11 protein-coding genes are annotated in these 19735 nt (G+C 71.6%); 3 read left to right on the plus strand and 8 right to left on the minus strand.

What is annotated here, in order from left to right; translation table 11 throughout:
• Positions 1-65: 65 nt before the first annotated feature.
• From nudC to OH768_RS18420, 5 genes are all read right to left on the minus strand, one after another.
• Positions 66-1010 carry an NAD(+) diphosphatase gene (nudC, locus tag OH768_RS18400; RefSeq protein ID WP_406454940.1) on the minus strand — a complete coding sequence of 315 codons (945 nt, stop codon included), beginning with the start codon at positions 1008-1010 and terminating at the stop codon, positions 66-68.
• 154 nt (positions 1011-1164) lie between these two features.
• Entirely contained in the window at positions 1165-2577 is a 1413-nt protein-coding gene (locus tag OH768_RS18405) for a dipeptidase (protein ID WP_406454942.1), read from the minus strand.
• A 70-nt stretch (positions 2578-2647) separates the two neighbouring features.
• Positions 2648-6175 (minus strand): UvrD-helicase domain-containing protein, encoded by a 3528-nt coding sequence (locus OH768_RS18410; protein ID WP_406454944.1) that lies wholly within the window; start codon positions 6173-6175, stop codon positions 2648-2650.
• A gap of 100 nt (positions 6176-6275) precedes the next feature.
• Positions 6276-9656 (minus strand): ATP-dependent helicase, encoded by a 3381-nt coding sequence (locus tag OH768_RS18415; protein WP_406454946.1) that lies wholly within the window; start codon positions 9654-9656, stop codon positions 6276-6278.
• 257 nt (positions 9657-9913) lie between these two features.
• A complete protein-coding gene (locus OH768_RS18420) occupies positions 9914-10300 on the minus strand; it encodes an MGMT family protein (protein ID WP_406454948.1) in 387 nt (128 codons plus the stop codon).
• Positions 10301-10486: 186 nt separating this feature from the next.
• On the opposite strand from OH768_RS18420, the gene OH768_RS18425 reads away from it, so the two are divergent.
• From OH768_RS18425 to OH768_RS18435, 3 genes are all read left to right on the plus strand, one after another.
• The gene (locus OH768_RS18425) at positions 10487-13243 is read left to right on the plus strand and encodes a YbhN family protein (protein WP_406454950.1); all 2757 of its coding nucleotides are present in this window, start codon (positions 10487-10489) and stop codon (positions 13241-13243) included.
• Positions 13244-13339: 96 nt separating this feature from the next.
• Complete coding sequence (locus OH768_RS18430; RefSeq protein ID WP_406454952.1) at positions 13340-14884, plus strand: alpha/beta hydrolase; 1545 nt, start codon at positions 13340-13342, stop codon at positions 14882-14884.
• Positions 14885-15021: 137 nt separating this feature from the next.
• Positions 15022-16584, plus strand: coding sequence for an alpha/beta hydrolase (locus tag OH768_RS18435; protein ID WP_406454954.1), 1563 nt, complete (start codon positions 15022-15024; stop codon positions 16582-16584).
• A gap of 80 nt (positions 16585-16664) precedes the next feature.
• Here OH768_RS18435 and moeZ read toward each other — a convergent pair whose 3' ends face one another.
• From moeZ to OH768_RS18450, 3 genes are all read right to left on the minus strand, one after another.
• Positions 16665-17843, minus strand: coding sequence for an adenylyltransferase/sulfurtransferase MoeZ (gene moeZ / locus OH768_RS18440; protein WP_019072108.1), 1179 nt, complete (start codon positions 17841-17843; stop codon positions 16665-16667).
• A gap of 63 nt (positions 17844-17906) precedes the next feature.
• Entirely contained in the window at positions 17907-18653 is a 747-nt protein-coding gene (locus OH768_RS18445; protein WP_406454957.1) for a spherulation-specific family 4 protein, read from the minus strand.
• Positions 18641-19600, minus strand: coding sequence for an NAD-dependent epimerase/dehydratase family protein (locus OH768_RS18450; protein ID WP_406454959.1), 960 nt, complete (start codon positions 19598-19600; stop codon positions 18641-18643). Before OH768_RS18450 ends, OH768_RS18445 begins: the two co-directional genes overlap by 13 nt.
• Positions 19601-19735: the final 135 nt, after the last annotated feature.

Here is a 19735-nt window from a genome sequence, read left to right on the forward strand (position 1 = left end):
TCCGCGGAAGGCGGCCCCTGATAGGTCAGGGGCCGCCTTCTTGTTGCCTGCTTCTTGTGTCGGCCTCAGACGAAGGTTCTCGTCGGCAGCGGCTTGCCGTACCAGAGTTCGATCAGGCGGGCCGCGATCGAGATGCCGTACGGGGGCAGGACCTCTTCGGACTCGAACGCTGCGCGCAGTTCTTCGCGGGAGAACCAGCGGGCCTCGTGGATCTCGTCGCCGTCGACGTTGATGTCGGTCGAGGTGGCGCGGGCCATGAAGCCCAGCATGAGGCTGGACGGGAAGGGCCAGGGCTGGCTGGCGACGTACTCGACGTGGCCGACGGTGATGCCGGCCTCCTCGAAGACCTCGCGGCGCACCGACTGTTCGATGGACTCGCCGGGCTCCACGAAGCCGGCGAGCGTCGAGAAGCGGCCCTCGGGCCAGTGGACCTGGCGGCCGAGCAGGATGCGGTCCTCCTCGTCGGTGACCGCCATGATCACGGCGGGGTCGGTGCGCGGGTAGTGCTCGGCGCCACAGGCCGGGCAGCGGCGGATGTGGCCGGCCGCGGCGATCACCGTGCGCTCGCCGCAGCGGGAGCAGAAGCGGTGCAGGCGCTGCCAGTTCTCCAGGGCGACCGCGTGCACCATCAGGCCCACGTCCCGGGGAGACAGCAGCAGGCCCGCCTCGCGCAGGCCCGCGGGCCGTGCCGACTGGTCGATACGGCCGGGCAGGGCGTCCTTCTGGAGGGCGAAGTAGCGGACGCCGTCCTCGTCGGTGCCCAGGAAGTAGCGGTGCGCTTCCGTGAGGGGTGCCTCGAAGGACGGGGTCATGACGAGTTCGGTGCTGCCGTCGGGCGTCTCGTCGATGAGGACCTGGCCGCCGGAGACCACGAAGCATCGGGTGGTGGGGTGGCTCCACGCCGCGGCGAGCCAGGCCTCGTCGAGCCGGTGGTGGGCGGCTCGGTCGATGCCGCTCGGGGCGGTGAGCGAGATGGGTCGGTCGGCTGTGTGGTCGGTCCAGGTGGTCACGGGTGCTTCCAACTCCCCCGGCAATGCGGATTGTTTCGGCGGGCGGTTCAGCGGGACGTACGGCAGGAGGCGACCGGGTCCGGCGGGGACGGTGTGCGGGGCGGTTCTTCCAGTGTGCCTCGCACGCGCTGCCGTTCCGGATCGCGGGGGTTCGTCAGGGCGCGTGGCGCCAGGTGTCGGCGAGGTCTCCCCACAGGTGGGCGGTGGTTTCGACGCCCTTGAGGAGGAGATCGAGTTCGACCTTCTCGTTCGGGGCGTGCCAGCCGTCGGAGGGGACGGAGATGCCCAGGAAAAGAACGGGTGCCCCGAGGACTTCCTGGAGGTCGGCGGCCGGTCCCGAGCCGCCCTCGCGGGTGAAGAGGACCGGTTTCTCAAAGGCACGAGCCATGGCGCGGACCACGGATTGCAGGGCCGGGTGGTCCAGAGGGGTCAGGCACGGGCGCGTGGCCGCGCTGAACGTGATCTCCTGCCGGATTCCCTCGGGCACCTGGCGGGTGGCCCAGTCGCGGACGACCTTCTCGATGTGGTCGGGGTCCTGGCCGGCGACCAGCCGGAAGGAGAGCTTCACCGTGGCCGAGGACGGGATGATCGTCTTGCTGCCCGGGCCCTGGTAGCCGCCGCCGATGCCGTTGACCTCGGCGGTGGGGCGGGCCCAGATGCGCTCCAGCGTGGTGTGTCCGGCCTCTCCGTGGGTGGCGTACGACTTGGCGGCGCGCAGCCACTCCTGCTCGTCGAAGGGCAGCTCGGCGAAGAGTTCGCGCTCCTGCTCGGTGAGTTCGACGATGCCGTCGTAGAAGCCGGGGACCGTCACGCGTGCGTGCTCGTCGTGCAGCGCGGCCACGAGGCGGGCGGCGGCGGTCGCCGGGTTGGGCACGGCGCCGCCGAAGGAGCCGGAGTGGATGTCCTGGTCGGGGCCCTGCAGCCGGATCTCGCACTCGGCGAGGCCGCGCATGCCGGTGCACACCGTGGGGGTGTCCTCGGACCACATGCCGGTGTCGGAGACGATCACGGCGTCGGCGGCGAGCCGGTCGGCACGCTCCTCGACCAGTGCCCGGAAGTGCGGGGAGCCGGACTCCTCCTCGCCCTCGACGAGCAGCTTCAGGTGCACGGCCGGGGCGGTGCGGCCGGTGGCGGCGAGGTGGGCGCGGACGCCCAGTGTGTGGAAGAACACCTGGCCCTTGTCGTCGGCGGCCCCGCGCGCGTAGAGGCGGTTTCCGCGGACGACGGGCTCGAAGGGCTCGCTGTCCCAGCCGTCCTCGCGGGCGGCGGGCTGTACGTCGTGATGCCCGTAGACGAGAACCGTGGGTGCTTCGGGGTTGTCGGAGGGCCACTCGGCGAAGACGGCCGGTGCGCCCGGGGTCGGCCAGACCTCGGCGGTCGGGAAGCCGGTCTCCCGGAGTGTGGCGGCGAGCCAGTCCGCGCTGCGCCGGACGTCGGGCGCGTGGTCGGGCTGCGCCGACACGGACGGGATGCGCAGCCACTCGGCGAGGTCGTCGAGGAAGGCTGCGCGGTGCTGCTCGATGTACGTGCGGACCGCGCTGACGGCACTGTCAACGGTGTGGCTCATGGTCACGAGCCTATCGGCCCGCACTGACATCCTCGGTGGGCGGTTCCTCACAGTTTGCTTGCACGGCCGGCTACTCCCCTTGCGCGCCCGGTGATTCCACCTGCGCGCCCGGCTCCTCCAGCAGCAGCCGCTCCAGTGCGGCCCGGTCCGGGAGGCCCTCCGGCCGGACGACCTCGCCGCCGCGCACGTACAGGAACGCGGCCGTGACCGCTTCCAGGGGCACGCCCTGCAGCTCGGCCCAGGCGAGCCGGTAGATCGCGAGCTGGAGCGGGTCGGCGGTGCGGGTACGACTGGTCTTCCAGTCGAGGATCTCGTACGTCGCCCCGTCGCCGTCGCCCTGCTTGTAGACGGCGTCGATACGGCCCCGTACGACGCGGCCGGCGATCGAGAGCTGGAAGGGGGTCTCGACGCGGTAGGGCGTGCGCCGGGCGTACTCGGTGCGTTCGAAGGCGTCCTTGAGCGCTTCCAGATCTCGTTCGTCGGCGATCTCGGCTTCGCTGCCGGGCAGTTCCTCCGGCTCCAGCATGGGCAGGGTCAGCTCTTCGAAGCGTGATTCCACCCAGGCGTGGAAGCGGGTGCCTCGACGTGCGGCGGGTTGCGGGGGGCGTGGCATGGGGCGCGCGAGTTCCTGCGCGAGCCCGTCCGGGTCGGCGGCCAGGTGCAGCAGCTGGGTGGCGGTCAGGGAGGTCGGCAGGGGGACGTCGGTGACGCCTCGGCGGGCGCGCAGGAGTTCACCGGCGAGCGCGTCGAGGTCGCGGTCCCAGGAGGCGATGGCTCGGGCTTCCTCGGGGGTGAGGCGGGTGCCGGGCGGTTCCGTGGGGTGCGGGCGGACGCCCTCCGGCGCGCCGGGGTGTTCGGCGGGGTGCGGGGCCGTCGCCTGGTGCGGGACGGTCGGGCGGTCCTTGGTCCAGGCGTCCCAGTCGGCGGGGTTGTCCTCCGGGAGGCCGTCTTCGGCATCGAAAGGAGTTTCCTCGTAGAGGGGCTCGTCGTAGGGCGGCTCGTCGTCCTCCGGTGGCGGGGGCCAGTCCGGGTCGTCGTGCGCGTCCGGGTCGTGGGTGGCCGCAGGGTGGCTCTCGTCGTGGGAGGCGAGGCGCTCCAGGTGGTCCATGACCATCTTGGCGGCCTTGTGACGGTGGGCCATCGCCCTGTCGTCCAACGGCAGCGGCCAGGCCTGGTCGACGGTGGCCGTCTGCAGGGCAGGGTTCTCCGCTCCCTCTTCGGGTTCGTCCGCCCAGGCCTCGATCTCGCCGTACCCGGCCGCGGAGTGGTCGTAGAGGGCCTGGAGGAAGTCGGACGGTCCTCGGCGTTTCTTCTGGGTGGGACCCCACCAGTGGCCGGAGCCGAGCAGCAGGGAGCGGGGGCGGGTGAAGGTGACGTAGCCGAGGCGGAGTTCCTCGGTGCGCTGGTGGTCCTTCATGGCCTCGTGGAAGGCCTTCATGCCTTTGGAGTCCCAGGAGACGACGTCGGGCAGGGTGGCGGTGTCGCCGCGCAGCGCGTGCGGGAGGACCTTGCCCTGGGCGGTCCATTTCTCACGGCCCTGGCTGCTGGGGAAGGTCCCGGTGACCAGTCCGGGGACGGCTACGACGTCCCACTCCAGGCCCTTTGACTTGTGGGCGGTGAGGACCTTGACGGTGTTCTCGCCGCCGGGGAGGGCGTTGTCGAGGCCCTTCTCGTACTGGGCGGCGGTACGCAGGAAGCCGAGGAAGGCGAGCAGGGTCGCCTCGCCGTCGCCGACGGCGAAGGAGGCGGCGACGTCCAGGAAGTTCGACAGGGTCTCGCGGCGGCGGGCGGCCAGGGCGTGCGGGGACGCCGCGAGTTCGACCTCCAGGCCGGTGACGGCCAGGACACGGTGCAGGACGTCCATCAGGGGGTCGGACAGGGAGCGGCGCAGGTCGCGCAGTTCGGTGGCCAGGCGGGCGAAGCGTACGCGCGCGTCGGGTGAGAAGGGCAGTCCGTCGTCGTCCCCGGCGCCGTCGGAGCCGTACAGGGGTGTCTCCAGGAAGGTGTCGAGGGCGTCGGCGAGCGATATCACCTCGGAGGGGTCGACCCCCTCTACGGCTTCGGCGAGCCTGCGGTCCGGGTCGTCGTCAACCCCCACGCGCGCGTGGGCCACCAGGAGCCGGGCGCGCCGCCCCAGGAGGGCGAGGTCGCGGGGGCCGATGCGCCAGCGCGGGCCGGTCAGCAGCCGGACCAGGGAGGCATTGGCGCCGGGGTCCTGGAGGACTTCGCAGACGGCGACGAGGTCGGCGACCTCGGGCAGGTGCAGCAGTCCGGAGAGGCCGACCACCTCGACGGGGATGTCGCGGGTCACCAGGGCGCCCTGGATCTCGGCGAAGTCGGTGGCCGTGCGGCACAGGACGGCGATCTCGCCGGGTGCCTTCCCGGTCCCTACGAGGTGGGCGATGGAGTCGGCGAGCCAGTCGATCTCCTCGGCGTGGGTGGGCAGCAGCGCGCAGCGCACCATGCCGTCGCGCTCGGCGCCGGGGGCCGGGCGAAGGGCCTCCACGCCCGCGTGCATGGCGCGCAGGGGTTCCGCGAGGCCGTTGGCGAGGTCGAGGAGTCGGCCACCGCTGCGGCGGTTCTCGCTGAGCGACTGGCGGGCGGCAAGGCGGCCGTCGGCGTGCGCGAAGTGCTCGGGGAAGTCGTCGAGGTTGGCGACGGACGCGCCGCGCCAGCCGTAGATCGCCTGGCAGGGGTCGCCGACGGCGGTCACCGGGTGGCCCGTTCCGGAGCCGAACAGGCCTGCCAGGAGGATGCGTTGGGCGACCGAGGTGTCCTGGTACTCGTCGAGCAGCACCACCCGGAACTCGTCGCGCAGGATCTCGCCGACCTCGGGGCGGGTGCGCGCCAGGGTCGCGGACAGGGCGATCTGGTCACCGAAGTCGAGCAGGTCGCGCTCACGCTTGGCGGCCCGGTAGCGGTTCACCAGTTCCGTGAGTTCACGCCGGGCGGCGGCTGCCTCGGGGACCTTGCGGAGTTCGGGGTTGCCGAGTTTGACGCTCTCCAGGGCGCGCAGCAGCTCGGTGTCGTACGCGCGCAGCTTCTCGGGCCGTACGAGGTGTTCGGCGAGCTCGGCGTCGAGGGTGAGGAGGTCGCTGACGAGGTCCGGGAAGGAGCGGGTGAGCGCCGGGTAGGGGCCGGGGGCCTCGCGCAGTACGCGCGCGGCGAGCTGGAAGCGGGTGGCGTCGGCGAGCAGACGGGACGTCGGTTCGAGTCCGATGCGCAGGCCGTGGTCGGTCAGGAGGCGGCCCGCGAAGGCGTGGTAGGTCGAGATCACGGGCTCGCCCGGGGGGTTGTCCGGGTCGATGACGTCGGGGTCGGTGACGCCTGCCTTGATCAGCGCCTTGCGGACGCGCTCGGCGAGTTCACCGGCGGCCTTGTTGGTGAAGGTCAGGCCGAGGACCTGTTCGGGGGCGACCTGGCCGGTGCCGACCAGCCACACCACGCGGGCCGCCATCACGGTCGTCTTGCCCGACCCGGCTCCGGCCACGATCACCTGCGGGGCGGGCGGCGCGATGATGCAGGCCGTCTGCTCCGGGGTGAAGGGGATGCCGAGGAGCTCCTTGAGCTGATCGGGATCGGTGATACGGGCGGGCATGTCGGAGAGGCTAGCGGCGGCCACTGACAGTCGAGGACCAATCACCCTCGGGGGAAGAAGAAGCGCAGGTCAGCACATGTGGTGCGATGTGTCACGCGCGCTACTCGACCACGTGCCGTCCCTCGGGCCGCGCGCTGCACGAGGCACGGAACGCGCAGTGCGTGCAGTGCTGGCCGGTCTTCGGTGTGAACCGCTCGTCGAGGACCTTCCCCGCGGCCGTGGCCAGCAGCTCACCGGCCCACTCCCCCTCCAGGGGCTCCTGGGCCTGCACCTTGGGCAGGGTCTCGCCCCCGTCCCGCACGGCGGCGCCCTGACGCAGCTGGACGAGTTCGGCGCCGCCCGGCTCGGGGCGCACTCCGTCGAAGGCGTCGTCCACGGCGCCTTCCTGGACGGCGAGTTGGTAGACGGCGAGCTGGGGGTGGCGTTCCACCTCACGGGCGGTCGGCGTCTGTTTGCCGGTCTTGAAGTCGACGACGTAGGCGCGCCCTTCGTGGTCCGTCTCGACGCGGTCCATGGAGCCGCGGATGCGCACTTCGTAGTCGCCCGCTTCGAGGGTGACGTCGAAGTCGTGCTCGCTGGCGACCGGGGTGCGGCCGGCGCGGAGGCTGTTGGAGTCGACGTGCCACTTCAGGAAGCGTTCGAGCGCCACGCGCGCGTTGTCCTTCTCCTGCGCCGACTTCCAGGGCGCGTCGAAGGCGAGCGCGTTCCACACGGTGTCGAGGCGTTCCATGAGGACAGCAAGGTCGGCGGGGGTCCGTCCGGAGGCGACCTCGTCGGCGAGGACGTGCACCACGTTCCCGAAACCCTGGGCGGCGGTCGCGGGGGCGTCGGCCTTCACCTCGCGGCCCAGGAACCATTGCAGGGCGCAGGTGTTGGCGAGCTGGTCGAGGGCGCTTCCGGAGAGCACGACGGGCTGGTCGCGGTCGCGCAGCGGCACCTTGCTCTCGGTCGGCTCGAACATGCCCCACCAGCGGTACGGGTGCGCGGACGGGACCAGCGGGCGGCCGTCTTCGTCGGCGAGCGCGGCCAGCCGGGCCAGCCTCCGCGCGGCGGCTTCCCTGAGGGTGTCGGACACGCGCGGGTCGACGGTCGTGGCGCGCAGCTCGGCGACCAGTGCGGCGACGGACAGCGGGCGGCGCGGGCGGCCGGTGACGTCCTTGGGCTCGACGCCGAGTTCGGTGAGGAAGCGGGACGGCTGGTCGCCGTCGTCGGCGGGTGCCTTCACGGCGGTGACGACGAGGCGTTCGCGCGCGCGCGTGGCGGCGACGTAGAACAGGCGGCGTTCCTCGGCGAGCAGGGCCCCCGGGGTGAGTGGTTCGGCGAGTCCGTCGCGGCCGATGCGGTCCGCCTCCAGGAGCGAGCCGCGGCGGCGCAGGTCCGGCCACAGGCCCTCCTGGACACCGGCCACGACGACCACCCGCCACTCCAGGCCCTTGGAGCGGTGCGCGGTCATCAGGCGTACGGCGTCGGGGCGTACGGCACGCCGTGTGAGCGTGTCGGCGGCGATGTCCTCGGCATCGATCTCCTCCAGGAAGTTGAGGGCGCCGCGGCCCCCGGTGCGTTCCTCCGCGCGGGCCGCGGTCGCGAACAGCGCGCAGACGGCGTCCAGGTCCCGGTCCGCGTTGCGCCCGGCCGCGCCGCCACGCAGGGTGGCCCGCTCCAGCCGCCCGGGCCAGGGGGTGCCCTGCCAGAGATCCCACAGCGCCTCCTCGGCCGTACCGCCGCCCGCCAGGCGCTCCCGTGCCTTGCGCAGCAGCGCGCCCAGGCGCTGGGCACCACGCGCGTACGTGGGGTCGTGCGCGACCAGCCGCTCCGGCTCGGCGAGCGCCCGCGCGAGCAGCACGTCCGAGGGCGGCGGCACGGAGTTGCCCCCGGCCCGCTCCTCCTCGCGCAGCGCCCGGCCCAGGCGGCGCAGGTCGGCGGCGTCCATGGCGGCGAGGGGCGAGGCGAGCAGGGTGAGGGCGGTCTCGGTGTCGAGCCAGGAGGGGGCGGGCGGGTCTTCGGGATCGGCTTCCGGCACAGTGTCTACGTCGTCGGCCCCCTCCTCGGCCCGTACGGCATCGGTGTCGTCCTCGGGGCGTGCCGACGCCTCCGCCGTGGCGACCGCGCGCAGTGCCGTCAGCAGGGGGGCCACCGCCGGCTCGTGGCGCAGGGGCAGGTCGTCGCCGTCGATGTCCAGGGGAACGCCTGCCGCCGTGAGGGCGCGGCGGACCGTGGGGATCGTCCGGGAGCCGGCGCGCACCAGGACGGCCATGTCGGTCCAGGGGACGCCGTCCTCCAGGTGTGCCCTGCGGAGGATGTCGGCGATGTTGTCCAGCTCCGTGCCGGGAGTCGGGTACGTGTACACCTCGACGCGTCCACCGTCGCGCACCGGGGACAGCTCGCGGTGGGCGCGCACCTTCTGTGCCGGGAGACGGGTCAACGGCATGCGCTGGGTCAGCAGGCGGGTGGCGGTCAGCAGGGTGGCGCCGGAGCGGCGGGAGGTCCGGAGCACCTCTACGGGGGCGGGGCTGCCGTCCGCGCGCGGGAAGGCGCTCGGGAAGTCCAGGATGCCGTTCACGTCGGCTCCCCGGAACGTGTAGATCGACTGGTCGGGGTCGCCGAAGGCGACGAGGGTGCGGCCGCCGCCGGCGAGGGCGTGCAGCAGTCGCACCTGGGCCGGGTCGGTGTCCTGGTACTCGTCCACGAACACGGCGTCGTACTGCGCGGCGAGCCGCTCGGCGGCCTCGGGGCGGTGGGCGAGGAGCACCGCGCGGTGGACCAGTTCCGCGTAGTCGAGCACTCCTTGGAGGTCGAGTACGTCGAGGTACTCGGCGAGGAAGGCGGCGGCTGCCCGCCAGTCGGGGCGGCCGATGCGGTGGGCGAAGGCGTCCAGGGCCGCGGGGTCCAGGCCGAGTTCGCGGCTGCGGGCGAGGACCGCGCGGACCTCGTCGGCGAAGCCGCGGGTGGTCAGGCAGGCCCGCAGTTCGTCCGGCCAGCGCATGTGCGCGAGGCCGAGCCGCTCCAGGTCGGGCTGGCCGGCGAGCAGTTCGCGTACGGCGACGTCCTGCTCGGGGCCGGACAGCAGCCGTAGCGGCTCGACGAACAGTTCGCTGTCCTGGTGGGCGCGGACCAGGGCGTAGCAGAACGAGTGGAAGGTGGTGGCCCGGGGCGCGCGGGCGGCGCCGATGCGCAGTGCCATGCGGTCGCGCAGTTCGACGGCGGCCTTGCGGCTGAACGTCAGCACGAGGATCCGCGCGGGGTCACCTCCCCGGGCGATGCGGGCCGCGACGGACTCCACGAGGGTGGTGGTCTTACCGGTGCCGGGACCTGCGAGGACGAGCAGTGGACCGGCCCGGTGGTCAACCACCGAGCGCTGTGGCGCGTCCAGGTGAGGGGGAGCCGGCCGGGTCGGCGGGGTACGCATCAGTCGGTAAGCGCCACGGTTCCCCTGTCGCACCTGGGGGTGCGACAGGCGCCTGGTGGAGGAAGAGGAGCTCACGTGGTTCGCCGGTCCTGGTGGGTGTACTGGTTGGCAGGCTGCCGCGCGTCGAGGTCGGTGGCAGCGGGGTGAGGGGGACGCGTGCAGCCGACGCTACGCCGACGGGTCGTACGGGAGCGGGACTTCTGCTTCTTCCCCCGCGGCTCTCACGACCCGTGCGTCCCTCGCCCCTCGAACGTACGGCATGCCACGGATGTGCCCCGGTTCCCCCGTACGGGCCACAGGCCGCACCGGGGCGGGTCCGATGGCGGAAGTTGTCAGGTGTGACCGTCCGCGCGCTCGCCGCCCTCCCATCGCGCCCGTTTCATGTCGACGCGTGGCAGGTGGCCCTCGGCGGCCCTGCTCGCCTCCTTCAGAGGGGTGCCCTCCGCGCGGTAGCGGGCGAGGGCCTCCAGTTCGTGGCCGGGAAGCAGCACGCCGTCCGCGCGGACGACCCGCCACCATTCGACGGCTCCTCCGTAGAGGGCCATCACCCGGCCGACCTGGCGCGGCCCGCCCTCCTCCAGCCATTCGGCGACGTCGCCGTACGTCATGACGCGCCCGGGCGGAATGCGTTCGGCGACGTCGAGGACCCGTTCCGCGTACTCGGGCAGCGCGTCCGCGTGCTCCGGGCCGGTGTCGTCCGGAAGGCTCTGCTCGCTCATCCGCCCCATCCTGCCGCACGCCACCGACAATGCGACGCGCTGGCGACTGTGCGTATCCCTCGCCCCGGAGCGGCGCTTGGGGCAGACTGTGCGCCCCCGCATTTGCACCCTGATGCCCCCGTGTGTCGGTGGGGCATGCCACCATCGTGCGGGCGGTGACAGGTGATACGAGATCAAGAAGAGACGATGAAGCAGCAGGGTGTGCACCCCGAAGACGCGGAGGGCACCTCTGGCGCTGCGTCGCGCCCGGACACCGCCGACGCGCCCGAGCAGGACCCCTCGGAGGGTCCCGCCGAGACGCCCGCGCCCAGCCCCACGCCCGGCCTCGAGGACTGCGACGGCGAGACGCATGCCGAAGAGGTCGAGGGCGACGAACCGCTCCTCCCCGCGCGCGTGCACCGTCCTTCCGATCTCATGCGCCTCCTGGTGGGCTTTCTCGCGATCGTCGTACTGCTCGCGATCGCCGCGTTCGCGCACGGCACGACCTCGGGGCTCGAACAGGACATCAACAAGGGCACCGGGCAGGCACCCGACCTACTGATCAAGATCGCGGGGCTGGCGTCGAGCATCGCCATCCTGTTGGTGCCGGTCGCCTTCGCGATCGAGCGGCTGATCAAGCGGGACGGGCTGCGCATCGCCGACGGCGTGCTCGCGGCGGTCCTCGCGCACGGGGTGACACTCGCCACAGACCTGTGGGTCGCCAAGGCCGCCCCGGGGTCCATCCAGGAGGCACTCACCCAGCCCTCCCCCGGTGACATCCACGCGCTCACCGACCCGGTGCACGGCTACCTGGCGCCCGTCATCGCCTACATGACGGCCGTCGGCATGTCCCGGAGGCCACGCTGGCGCTCCGTGCTGTGGATCGTGCTGCTGCTGGACGCCTTCTCGATGCTGGTCACCGGGTACACGACTCCGTTCTCGATCATCCTTACGGTGCTGATCGGCTGGACCGTGGCCTACGGGACGCTGTACGCGGTGGGTTCCCCGAACGTCCGTCCCACCGGGCGGACGCTGATGGCGGGCCTGCGGACGGTCGGCTTCCACCCCGTGGGCGCGGCCCGCGAGGAGGCCGTCGACACCGAGAACGGCGATCGCGGCCGACGCTACTTCGTCACCCTGGAGGACGGTCCGCCGCTGGACGTCACCGTGGTCGACCGGGAACAGCAGGCCCAGGGCTTCTTCTACCGCGCGTGGCGCAATCTGACGCTCCGGGGCTTCGCGACCCGCAGCAGCCTCCAGTCGCTGCGCCAGGCGCTGGAGCAGGAGGCTCTGCTCGCCTACGCGGCGATTGCGGCCGGGGCCAACGCCCCCAAGCTGATCGCGACCTCGGAACTCGGCCCCGACGCTGTCATGCTCGTCTACGAGCACACCGGCGGGCGCACTCTCGACTCGCTCGCGGACGAGGAGATCACCGACGATCTGCTGCGCCTGACCTGGCACCAGGTGCAGGCGTTGCAGTCACGGCGCATCGCCCACCGCAGGCTCGCCGGTGACGCGATTCTGGTGGATCGTTCCGGCACGGTGATCCTGACCGACCTGCGGGGCGGTGAGATCGCGGCCGGCGAACTGCTGCTGCGCATGGACGTCGCCCAGTTGGTGACGACGCTCGGGTTGCGGGTGGGCGCCGAGCGCGCGGTGGCGTCGGCGGTCGGTGTCCTCGGCCCCGACGCCGTGGCCGACTGTCTGCCGATGCTCCAGCCCATCGCGCTGTCGCGCTCCACGCGCGCGACGCTGCGCCGGCTGTCCCGGGAGCGGGCCCAGCGGGAGCGCGAGGCGATCCTCGAGGCGTCCCGGCAGACCAGGCTGGCGCACGCGGAGGCGAGCTCGGAGAGCGGCTCCGCGCCCGTACTCGAGAAGCCCGACAAGAAGGCCGTACGGGCGGAGCAGCGGGCCGAGAAGCGGGCCATCGACGATGCCCTGGACGAGGCGCGCGAGGAGGATCTGCTGACCCAGATCCGCCACCAGGTGCTGTTGATCAGGCCGCAGGCGCCGGTCGAGCCGGCTCGTCTGGAGCGGGTGCGGCCGCGCACGCTGATCAGTTTCATCGCCGGTGCGATCGGTGCGTACTTCCTGCTGACGCAGCTCACGCACATCGAGTTCGGGCCGCTCGTCGCCAACGCCCAGTGGGGCTGGGTGGCCGCGGCCGTGCTGTTCTCGGCGCTGAGCTACTTCGCGGCGGCGATGGCCCTCCTGGGGTTCGTGCCGGAGCGGGTGCCGTTCCTGCGGACCGTGGCGGCGCAGGTCGCCGGGTCGTTCGTGAAGATCGTGGCCCCGGCCGCGGTCGGCGGTGTCGCCCTGAACACACGCTTCCTGCAGCGTGCCGGGGTGCGGCCCGGGCTCGCGGTGGCGAGTGTCGGCGCGTCGCAGCTGTTCGGGCTGGGCTGCCACATCCTGATGCTGCTGTCGTTCGGCTATCTGACCGGCACCGAGAAGACGCCGTCGCTGTCGCCCTCCAGGACGGTGATCGCCGGGCTGTTGACGGTGGCGGTGCTCGTGCTCGTGGTGACGTCGGTGCCGTTCCTGCGGAAGTTCCTCGTCACGCGCGTGCGGTCGCTGTTCGCGGGTGTCATCCCGCGCATGCTCGACGTGCTGCAGCGGCCGCAGAAGCTGGTCACCGGCATCGGCGGCATGCTGCTGCTGACGGCCTGCTTCGTGATGTGCCTGGACGCGTCGATCCGGGCGTTCGGCGACCAGTCGACCTCGCTCAGCCTGGCCAGCGTCGCCGTCGTCTTCCTCGCGGGCAACGCGCTCGGTTCCGCGGCCCCCACGCCGGGCGGTGTGGGCGCGGTCGAGGCGAGCCTGACGCTCGGTCTGATCGCCGTCGGCCTGCCCAAGGAGGTCGCCGCTCCGGCGGTGCTGCTGTACCGGCTGCTGACGCTGTGGATTCCGGTGCTGCCGGGCTGGCTGTTCTTCAACCACCTGTCCCGCAAGGGCTCCCTGTAGAGCACGCACGCAGACGGACGTGGGGTACGCACGCGTGCGTACCTCGTACGGCCCGTGCCCCGAGCGCCCCGTCGTGTACGACCTCAGGATGGGATCATGCCGAACCCCTCCCGGCTGCGTGCCGCTGCCCTGACCACCACCGTCGTCCTGCTGTCCGCCACGCTGGCGGGCTGTGGCGGCGACTCCAAGGACAAGGATCCGACGGCCCAGAAGCTGAGCTGGAAGGACTGCCCGGCCCCGTCCGAGTCGGAGGGCGGCGGCGCCGCGCCGTCACCGCTGCCGAACGGCGACACGTGGCAGTGCGCCACCATGAACGCGCCTCTCGACTGGAGCAAGCCCAAGGGCGACACCATCGGGCTCGCGCTGATCCGGGCGAAGGCCAGTGGTGCCGCGAACAAGCGGATCGGGTCGCTCGTCTTCAACTTCGGCGGCCCCGGCGGCTCGGGCGTCACCACGCTGCCCGCGTTCGGCGAGGCCTACGCGGCCCTGCGCACCCGCTACGACCTGGTGAGCTTCGACCCGCGCGGAGTCGGCCGCAGCGCCGGCGTCAAGTGCGAGAGCGACTCCCAGCTCGACGAGTACTTCCAGCAGGACGCCACACCGGACAACGCGGCCGAGCGAACCAAGCTCCTGGCCAACACCAAGCAGTTCAACGCGGCCTGCGAGAAGAACTCCAAGAAGATGCTCCGCCAAGTGCGCACCACCGACGCGGCCCGCGACATGGACCTGATCCGCCATGTCCTCGGCGACGACAAGCTGCACTACTTCGGCATCTCCTACGGCACCGAACTCGGCGGCGTCTACGCCCACTTGTTCCCCAAGCACGTCGGCCGTGCGGTCTTCGACGCGGTCGTCGACCCCACCCAGAACTCCGAACAGGGCTCCCTGGGACAGGCCAAGGGCTTCCAACTGGCGCTCGACAACTTCGCCGACGACTGCACGTCGAAGACCACGGACTGCCCGATCGGCGACACCGCGCAGGACGTCAAGGACCGGATCGCCAAGCTGCTCAAGAGCCTCGACAGCAAGCCGATCCCGGGCATCTTCCCCCGTCAGCTGACCCAGACCGCCGCGACCAACGGCATAGCGCAGGCGCTGTACTCCAAGGACTTCTGGGAGTACCTCACCGAGGGGCTCGAACAGGCCTACAGCGGTGACGGCAAGGTCCTCATGGCTCTGTCCGACTCGATGAACGGGCGCAGCGAGAACGGCGAGTACAGCAACATCACCGCGGCGAACGTCGCCATCAACTGCGCGGACGACAAGCCTCGTTACACGACCGACTACGTGGAGCGGAAACTGTCCGAGTTCCGGGCCGCGTCCCCCCTGTTCGGGGACTTCCTGGCCTGGGGCATGGTCACCTGCACCGACTGGGCCGTGCCGGGCGCCGCCGACCATCCTGACGTGAGTGCGGCCGGTTCGGCGCCGATCCTAGTCGTGGGCAACACCGGCGACCCGGCCACGCCGTACGAGGGCGCGCGGAAGATGGTGGACGCGCTGGGCAAGGGCGTCGCGGTCGAGCTGACGTACAAGGGCCAGGGGCACGGGGCGTACGACAGCAAGAACAAGTGCGTGCAAGGCGCGGTGAACGGCTATCTGTTGAACGGAAAAGTGCCGGCTGCCGGCACCGTCTGCTCCTGACTCTCCCTCCGAAATCCCAGCAAAGGAGCAGGTCAAACGGTTATCCACAGGCCGTCACGGGCTCGGCTCGCGCCGCCTACTATGGCCTGACTGCCATCCGCGGCGTGACGCGGACGGCCTGCGAGGGGGGAATGCACATGGCGCGATTCGTACGGTGGACGGCCCTGATGGCCGCCGCCGCACTGCTGACGGCCGGCTGTAGCAGCGGCTCGTCGGACGACGGCAAGGACGGCGCGGGCGCGGGGGACGCCAAGCCGTCCGCGGCCGACTCGTCCTCTTCCACGTCCACCACGGCCGCGCTGCCCGTGTCACTGACCGCGCAGAAGCTCGACTGGGGGCGCTGCAAGGCCACCGGCGACTCGGCCGCGCCCAGCAGCGACTGGCAGTGCGCGACGCTCAAGGTGCCGCTGGACTGGACGAAACCGGACGGCTCCACGATCGGGCTCGCGCTGATCCGCTCGAAGGCGACCGGCGGTGACCGCATCGGCTCTCTGCTGTTCAACTTCGGCGGCCCCGGCGGCTCGGGCGTGGACTACATGCCGGCGTACTCCACCACCGTGTCCGCGCTGCACGAGCGCTACGACCTGGTGAGCTGGGACCCGCGCGGGGTCGCCGCCAGCGAGGGCGTCCGCTGCCGCAGCGACAAGGCGATCCAGGCCGCCGAGGACGTGGACGCCACACCGGACACACCGGCCGAGGAGAAGGCGTACTTCCAGGACGCCACCGACTTCGGCAAGGGCTGTGAGAAGGCCGCAGGAAAGCTGATGGCACACGTGTCGACGACCGACACGGCCCGCGACATGGACCTGATGCGCCAGGTCCTGGGTGACACGAAGATGCACTACTTCGGCATCTCGTACGGCACCGAACTCGGCGGTGTCTACGCCCACTTGTTCCCGACGAAGGTGGGGCGGCTGATCCTGGACGCGGTCGTCGACCCGAGCGCCGACTCGGTGGGCCACGCCCTGAACCAGACCCGGGGCTTCCAGCGCGCCCTGGACGACTACCTCAAGTCGACGGGACAGGACCCCGCGCAGGGCTCGAAGAAGATCGCGGCCCTGCTGAAGCAGATCGACGCCAAACCGCTGGCGACCTCGACGGGGCGGAAGCTGACGCAGACGCTCGCCCTGACCGGCATCGTCCTTCCGCTGTACAGCAAGCAGAGCTGGCCCACGCTGACCAGCGCCCTGGACTCCGCCAAGAAGGGCGACGGCTCGGAGCTGCTGGCGCTCGCCGACGGCTACAACGACCGTGACAGCGCGGGGCACTACGGCACGACGACGCATTCACAACGGGTCATATCGTGCTTGGACGACACGCAGCGGCCGACGCCCGAGCAGACGCAGAAGCTGCTGCCGGAGTTCGAGAAGATCTCCCCCGTGTTCGGCGACTTCCTGGGCTGGGACACGGCCGGGTGGTGTCACGACTGGCCGGTGGCCGGGCAGTACGACACCCCGGAGGTCAGCGCGCCCGGTGCGGCGCCGATCCTGGTGGTCGGCAACACCGGGGACCCGGCGACGCCGTACGAGGGCGCCCGCAAGATGGTCGACGAGCTGGGCAAGGGCGTCGGTGTGGAGCTCACCTGGAAGGGCGAGGGCCATGGTGCGTACGGCAGTGGGAGCGACTGTGTCGACTCGACGGTGGACGCGTATCTGTTGAAGGGGACGGTGCCCAAGGACGGCAAGGTCTGCGCCTCCTAGCCCGGGCGGCCGGAGCGAGCAGGGCAGCGGAAAGGGGCCCGGCACCTGTCGTGCCGAGCCCCTCCCGGGAGGGCGTGTGCCTAGTAGACCGGCTTGTCGGGCTCGATCTGGTTGACCCAGCCGATCACTCCGCCGCCGACGTGGACCGCGTCCGCGAAGCCGGCCGACTTCAGGACGGCGAGGACCTCCGCGCTGCGGACACCCGTCTTGCAGTGCAGGACGATCTTCTTGTCCTGCGGGAGGGTCTCCAGGGCGGTGCCCATGAGGAACTCGTTCTTGGGGATCAGCTTGGCGCCGGGGATCGAGACGATCTCGTACTCGTTGACCTCGCGGACATCGATGATCTCGATGTTCTCGCCGTCGTCGATCCACTCCTTGAGCTGCTTGGGAGTGATCGTCGAACCGGCGGCGGCCTGCTGAGCCTCCTCGGAGACGACGCCGCAGAAGGCCTCGTAGTCGATGAGCTCGGTGACGGTCGGGTTCTCGCCGCAGACCGCGCAGTTGGGGTCCTTGCGGACCTTGACCTGGCGGTACTGCATCTCCAGGGCGTCGTAGATCATCAGACGTCCGACGAGCGGGTCGCCGACACCGGTGAGGACCTTGATCGCCTCGGTGACCTGGATGGAGCCGATGGACGCGCACAGCACGCCCAGGACGCCGCCCTCGGCGCAGGAGGGGACCATGCCGGGGGGCGGGGGCTCCGGGTAGAGGCAGCGGTAGCAAGGGCCGTGCTCGGACCAGAAGACGGAGGCCTGGCCGTCGAAGCGGTAGATCGAACCCCACACGTACGGCTTGTTCAGCAGTACGGCGGCGTCGTTGACCAGGTAGCGGGTCGCGAAGTTGTCCGTGCCGTCGACGATCAGGTCGTACTGGCTGAAGATGTCCATCACGTTCTCGGCTTCAAGCCGCTCTTCGTGCAGGACCACGTTCACGTACGGGTTGATGCCCAGCACGGAGTCGCGCGCCGACTCCGCCTTGGAGCGGCCGATGTCGGCCTGGCTGTGGATGATCTGGCGCTGCAGGTTCGACTCGTCGACCTCGTCGAACTCCACGATGCCGAGCGTGCCCACGCCCGCCGCGGCCAGGTACATCAGCGCCGGCGAGCCCAGACCGCCGGCGCCCACACAGAGCACCTTGGCGTTCTTCAGCCGCTTCTGCCCGTCCATGCCCACGTCGGGGATGATCAGGTGGCGGGAGTACCTGCGGACCTCGTCTACGGTGAGCTCGGCAGCCGGCTCGACCAGGGGTGGCAGCGACACGGGGACTCCGTTGGTCGGTCAATCACTACAGTTGTTCTCCGCGTAACACTGCCATGCCCTTCTTCATTCCGAGACACCCGTTCCGATCCGCGAGACGATCTCGTCCCAGTAGCCGGGCATGGTCTCCCATGGGTCGGTGCGGCCGCGATCGGTGCGGTCGGTGAAGTAGATGGTCGAGGCGCCCTGCCAACGGGCGATGCGCAGCGCCTCGTCGAGATGGCCGCGCGGGACGCTGTGCACGAAGTGGCAGAAGCGTTCGGGCGGGTGGTCGGCGGTCCACTCGGCCACCTGCGACCAGCGGTAGTCGCTCCACGGGCCGGAGAAGGTCACCAACTGGTCGGCGAACTCGGCGTATCCGGGGTGCGGGTGGGTGCCGTGCCCCAGGACGACGTGAGCGCCGTCGCGGATCTCGCGGAGCGTGGTGACCGTGCGGCGGACCTCGGGAAGCGCCGTGCCTGCGGTGGGGCAGCGGTCCAGGAGGAAGCCGTCGGCCCGGTACCAGTCGAGATAGCGGTGCGCCTCGGAGATCAGCTCGCCGAAGGCACGGGCGCCGTACGCGGCGTCCAGGTGGCCGAGCACGCGGACGCCCATGTTGCGGAGCCGGCCGGCCGCTTCCAGGCAGTGCGGGTCGGGACGCGCTCCCGGACCGGAGGAGACGTTGAGGACGACCCAGTGCAAGGGGGTTCCGGGGCGGGTGAGTTCGCCCCACTCGGCCGGTGCGACGAGGGGGTGCGCGTAGCCGGGAATGCCGAAGCCGGTACGGACGCCGGTGCTGGCGGTGCCCGGGGTCGTGCTGGTCAGATGCGGCACGCCGCCTCCATCCAGATGTCGGCGAGGGACTCCTCCAGGTTGATCCGGGGCCGCCAGCCGAGCCGGTCGCGCGCGGTCCGCACATCGGCCTGCTGCCAGCTTCCGCAGCCGTCCGGGTACGGGTACGCGACCGGGGCCGCGTGGTCGGGGTCGGTGCGGGGGTGGCCGATGGCGGCCCGCAGCGGTCCGGGCGGGCCGTCGAGTTCGTGCAGTGCCCCGCCGTATCCGGCGACGCGGGCGAGGACGGAGGCGGCGTCGCGCAGCCGGACCGCGCGGCCCGAGCCGATGTTGATGACGCCCTGCGCGGCGGAGAGCGAGGCGGCGTGGACGGCGCGGGCCACGTCCCGTACGTCGACGAAGTCGCGTTGCGCGCCGAGGCCGCCGAGCTTGAGTTCACCGTCGCCGGACTGCATGGCCCGGCGCATGGCCTCGGCGAGCCGGCCGAGCGGGGAGCCGGCCGGGGTGCCCGGTCCGGCGGGCGAGAACACGCGCAGGACGACGGCGTCGAGACCGGAGCCCAGGACCAGTTCGGTGGCGGCGAGTTTGCTGACGCCGTACGGGCCGCCGGGGCGGGGGACTGCGTCCTCGGCCGTGGAGGAACCGAGCTGGCTGGGACCGTACTCGGCGCCGCAGCCGATCTGCACGAGCCGAGCTCCGCAGCCGCTGCGGCGCAGCGCCTCGCAGACGGTCGCGACGGCGACGGTGTTGTGCCGGGTGAGTTCGCGGGCGCCGCCTCTGGTGGCACCGGCGCAGTTGACGACGACTCCGGGATGGACGGCGTCGAGGAAGCGGGTGAGTGCTCCAGGACTGCCGGACGCGAGGTCGAAGCGGACGTCGGCGTCGTCGCCGCGGCCGAGCGCGGTGAGCTGGACGGCCGGGTCGGCGAGCAGGCGGTCGGCGACGAACCGGCCGAGATAGCCGTTGGCTCCGATCAGCAGGACCCTCATCGGACGGCTCCCGTGGCCGACTCTCCGGATCGGGAGGTGATCATCTGGCGTTCTCCTTCACAAGGTGATGCGGTTGCCTCCGGCTGTGGGGCCGGGCGCCTGCGGCTGGGTGACGGGGCCGGTTGGTTCGAGGTC

It is taken from the genome of Streptomyces sp. NBC_01622 (assembly GCF_045209635.1).
Taxonomy (GTDB): Bacteria; Actinomycetota; Actinomycetes; order Streptomycetales; family Streptomycetaceae; genus Streptomyces.

Bases quoted from the DNA above. Each gene is read 5' to 3' on its own strand.
- OH768_RS18425 (WP_406454950.1), top strand. From the start codon at position 10,487: ATGAAGCAGCAGGGTGTGCACCCCGAAGACGCGGAGGGCACCTCTGGC.
- OH768_RS18410 (WP_406454944.1), bottom strand. From the start codon at position 6,175: ATGCCCGCCCGTATCACCGATCCCGATCAGCTCAAGGAGCTCCTCGGC.
- OH768_RS18435 (WP_406454954.1), top strand. From the start codon at position 15,022: ATGGCGCGATTCGTACGGTGGACGGCCCTGATGGCCGCCGCCGCACTG.
- OH768_RS18430 (WP_406454952.1), top strand. From the start codon at position 13,340: ATGCCGAACCCCTCCCGGCTGCGTGCCGCTGCCCTGACCACCACCGTC.
- OH768_RS18450 (WP_406454959.1), bottom strand. From the start codon at position 19,600: ATGAGGGTCCTGCTGATCGGAGCCAACGGCTATCTCGGCCGGTTCGTC.
- OH768_RS18405 (WP_406454942.1), bottom strand. From the start codon at position 2,577: ATGAGCCACACCGTTGACAGTGCCGTCAGCGCGGTCCGCACGTACATC.
- OH768_RS18420 (WP_406454948.1), bottom strand. From the start codon at position 10,300: ATGAGCGAGCAGAGCCTTCCGGACGACACCGGCCCGGAGCACGCGGAC.